The sequence below is a fragment of the Nocardioides sp. genome, assembly GCF_025964975.1.
Classification (GTDB): Bacteria; Actinomycetota; Actinomycetes; order Propionibacteriales; family Nocardioidaceae; genus Nocardioides.
Window position 1 is genome coordinate 1 of record NZ_JAOPXV010000147.1, and the last position, 3,379, is coordinate 3,379.

The following is a 3,379-nucleotide window of genomic DNA, read 5'->3' on the forward strand; positions in this document are numbered from 1 at the left end:
TCAAGGTTGAGTGCGGCAGCGGAGCGTGGACGCGAGCCGTAGCTCTAGTCGCAGAGCCAGGCGAGCGCTGAACCACCACGGAGCCGCAGTGCGGTTGCGCACTGTGCGTGGGTCGTCTTCGGGCGCGCTTTGTGCGTCGGGGACGACCCAGCACCGGCCGTCGACGGATCTCCTGAGCCGCTGCCCCTGCCCGGTCGGGCAGATTCGTATGGCGGCGTCGGCGATGCTCGTGCCGTGAACCAGCTGCCCTACGCCGTCGTGGCCTCACGGCCGCCCGCCACCGTCGGCTGCTACACCGTCCCGGATAGCGATCCCGTACGGGAACAATGTGGGCAGCAGCGGAGCGCCACCTGCTCCGCCGAGTCGAGCGCGCTCTGTGCAGCTCGCCGCCCAACCGCCTGTTCGTTTTGGGCGTTTGGGCGTAGGCTGACTGCATGGCAGGAGTGATCGCGCACAAGCAGGCCGACCATCTGCGGGCGGCGCTCGATCGCGCCATCAATGACATGGACGGCCCCCCAGAGCACGCGGCTGAAGCCCGAGCGGCCTTGCTGGACGTCCTCGACGCGCTGGAGTCCAGCGACGGAGTGGTAGTGCTGCCCACCAACTCGCTCCTGAGCACGCAGCAGGCAGCTGAGCTGCTGGGGGTGAGCCGAATGACGGTCGTGCGCCTAGTGGACCGCGGCGAGCTCCCGGCCGAAGGCGCAGGCACTCATCGCCGCATCCGCGCAGATGAAGTGTCCAAGTACCGAGCCACTGCGGCCGTCCGTCGGCGCACTGCGCTCCACACACTCACTGAGGACGTCGACGCAGATCTTCCCCCCGACCAGATCATCCAGACCCGTTGAGTCGGCCTGTCGTAGTCATGGACGCGTGCACGCTCGTCCCGATCCGGCTGGCTACGACCCTGCTGTGGCTTGCTGAGGCGGGACTGATCGAGCCGCTGTGGTCGGACGAGATCTGGACGAGGTCCAGCGGAACCTGCCCAAGCTCGGGTTGACGCCCGAGAAGGCCGCGGTTCGAGTGCAGGCAATGCGGGATGCTTTCGGTGCTGAAGCCCTCGTCGATGACTTCGACGACCTGATTGGCCAGATGGCCTGCGATCCCAAGGATCGACACGTGCTTGCGGCCGCGGTGCGGGCCGAGGCCGACGAGGTCGTGACTTTCAACTTGAAGGATTTCCCAGACGCGGGCGCCCAAGCCGTCGGGGTGCAGATCCTGCACCCCGACAACTTCCTCATCTCAGTCGTGGTCGAGGACCCCGACCGTCTCGTCTCGGTGCTGGAGCACGGGGTGGCTGTGTTCAAGAATCCGGCTCAGAGCGTTGAGCAGTTCCTGGCGTTGCTGACGCCGACGGTGCCGGCGTTCGCGAACTTGGCCGCCGATGCGTGGCGGGACCACTCGGTCCGATCACGGACGTGCCCGCGCTGGTGACCACCGACGACGATCCCTGGCGCTCAGCCCCAGGCAAGCGAGGCGATATCACCAACCCGGCACAGGTTGCGACTCGATGGTGGTCCGGGTTGATGAGTGACATCACGCTCGCACGAGCGCTAACTTACGACCCAGACGCCTGGGGGGACTACCAGTGGGCGGTCGACCAACTGGATGGGCGGTCGTTGGCCTCCAAGGTGATCCCGGCCGTTGATGCGCCCGACCGCGTGGCGTTTATGCGGTTCGTGCCTGAGATTGCGGGGTCCGCCGCTCGAGTGTTCGGGGCCTACAGAATCAGTGCGACGTTCCTGACCATGGTGAAGGTCCAAGACGGGACGTGGCGAGTGTGGGGTCTAGGTCCAACCATCCCAAGTGCGCGCGACATCCTCGGCGATCCCTGAGCAACCTGTAGCCAGATGCTCTCCGGGTGAGGCATGCGCGGGACTATGCCAGCCCGAAGATGACGGCAGATGGCCGTGTGGTCGACCGTGCGTCCTGGCGCAGTCGCGGACCCGACGCGTCAACGGCGTCGAGGACGGGGCTGGCTGCCCGCCATCCGTGATCGACGAACCCCCAGGAGGTGTTGGTGCCTACTCCTTGCCGAGTGACAGGCGGGAAGCAGACGGGCTCGCGGAGCGACCCGGTGCGGGATCCCGTACTGGTCACGCTCCGCGTGACGATTCTCGTGCGGTCAGCGCCCTCAACGCCGCAGATGAGTGCATGTGCTCAAGCCCCGAGCCGGTCACCGCGGAAGCGTCAACGACACGATGCCCGCCCCTAGGAACCCGACACTTCCAACAGCTCAACTCTGGGTCGAGCCTCAGCGGCAGACGGGAGTCGCAGGCTGTAGCCCTCATCTGCGGAACGTCGATGACACTCTTGACGCTGGCCTGTGCCGCGCACTGGCTCCTTGGCGGCGAGTGGGCGTCACCGCGTTCGGACTCCTGGTGGTGGTCGGTACTCCGGCCGCGGTCGGGACCGGCGCTCGCCGTGATCGGCATACGGTCGCGACCGCGACGGCTTCGCACCGCACTGCTGTTGACGATCCTTCCCGCGCTCGCAGCTATCGCCGGGGTGGGCCTGTGCCTTGCGTACATCGTCATGTTCGTCTTCACCTGACGGGACCTCGCGCTCGCCTGCTGTCGCCATAAAGGGATCCCGCACTGGCACGCTCCGCGAGCCGATCCCGCACTGGCACGCTCCGCGAGCCGATCCTTCGGCGGCGACACCGGCGGCATTGTCAAACGGTCGTGTTCGACAACCTCGTTGTTACGTCACACCCTGACCTCAAGGACTTGTCGGTGGGCCGGCGTACGGTCAGCGTCATGACCCTGACCGACGTCTTCAACAGCATCACGCTGCAAGGGCTGGCGACTGTTGTGGCACTGGCATTGTCCGTGTTTACGTTCGCGCGCCAGGAGTGGGGGAAGCGCGCAGCCGAGCTCATTGTCACGTGTGAGCGTGTCCAGGAGGAGAAGCGCCCCCGGACGTCCGTCGCCGTGCACAACTCAGGTCGCGCTCTCGCTCGCAAGGTCGACGTTCGGTTCCTTAACGAGAGTGGCGAGCCCATCGACCGCGAGATGAGGGTGTTCGGCACGCCAGTCGACATCCCGCCCGGGCATGGGGCGCGGCTCGAGTACGTGCGCAGCTTTGGAGTGTCCAGCGACTCGATGAGGATCTCGTGGCGCGATCGACGACGCGGGACCCAAACGCTGACGGTGCCGATCAACGAACGCTTCCTCCCCGGCACGCCGATCGTGAACGTCCAGGTCGTGGCCCCCGACCCACCTTCGGGAAACGTCCGAAGAGGCACAGGGCGCTAGTAGCCCGTCAGGGGCAGGGCGCGATGAGCGCGGCAAGCGCGTCGACTGGGACCGCGGTGGAGCCGTTCATGTCGTCGCAGATCCAAAGCAGAGGAACTTCCGACACAAGCTCCTTCCGGCTCGCC

4 protein-coding genes are annotated in these 3,379 nt (G+C 66.4%); all 4 read left to right on the top strand.

Annotation, left to right across the window (positions count from 1 at the left end; translation table 11 throughout):
* Nucleotides 1–434 precede the first annotated feature (434 nt).
* Complete coding sequence (locus JWN68_RS11185; protein ID WP_297738701.1) at nt 435–845, top strand: helix-turn-helix domain-containing protein; 411 nt, start codon at nt 435–437, stop codon at nt 843–845.
* Nucleotides 846–993: 148 nt separating this feature from the next.
* Nucleotides 994–1,431 carry a hypothetical protein gene (locus JWN68_RS11190; RefSeq protein ID WP_297738702.1) on the top strand — a complete coding sequence of 146 codons (438 nt, stop codon included), beginning with the start codon at nt 994–996 and terminating at the stop codon, nt 1,429–1,431.
* 92 nt (nt 1,432–1,523) lie between these two features.
* Nucleotides 1,524–1,832, top strand: a complete 309-nt coding sequence (locus JWN68_RS11195) for a hypothetical protein (RefSeq protein ID WP_297738703.1) — start codon at nt 1,524–1,526, stop codon at nt 1,830–1,832.
* A 924-nt stretch (nt 1,833–2,756) separates the two neighbouring features.
* A complete protein-coding gene (locus tag JWN68_RS11200; RefSeq protein ID WP_297738704.1) occupies nt 2,757–3,254 on the top strand; it encodes a hypothetical protein in 498 nt (165 codons plus the stop codon).
* Nucleotides 3,255–3,379 lie beyond the last annotated feature (125 nt).

Coding starts and splice junctions, on each gene's coding strand:
- JWN68_RS11185 (WP_297738701.1), top strand. CDS start 435: ATGGCAGGAGTGATCGCGCACAAGCAGGCCGACCATCTGCGGGCGGCG.
- JWN68_RS11195 (WP_297738703.1), top strand. CDS start 1,524: ATGAGTGACATCACGCTCGCACGAGCGCTAACTTACGACCCAGACGCC.
- JWN68_RS11200 (WP_297738704.1), top strand. CDS start 2,757: ATGACCCTGACCGACGTCTTCAACAGCATCACGCTGCAAGGGCTGGCG.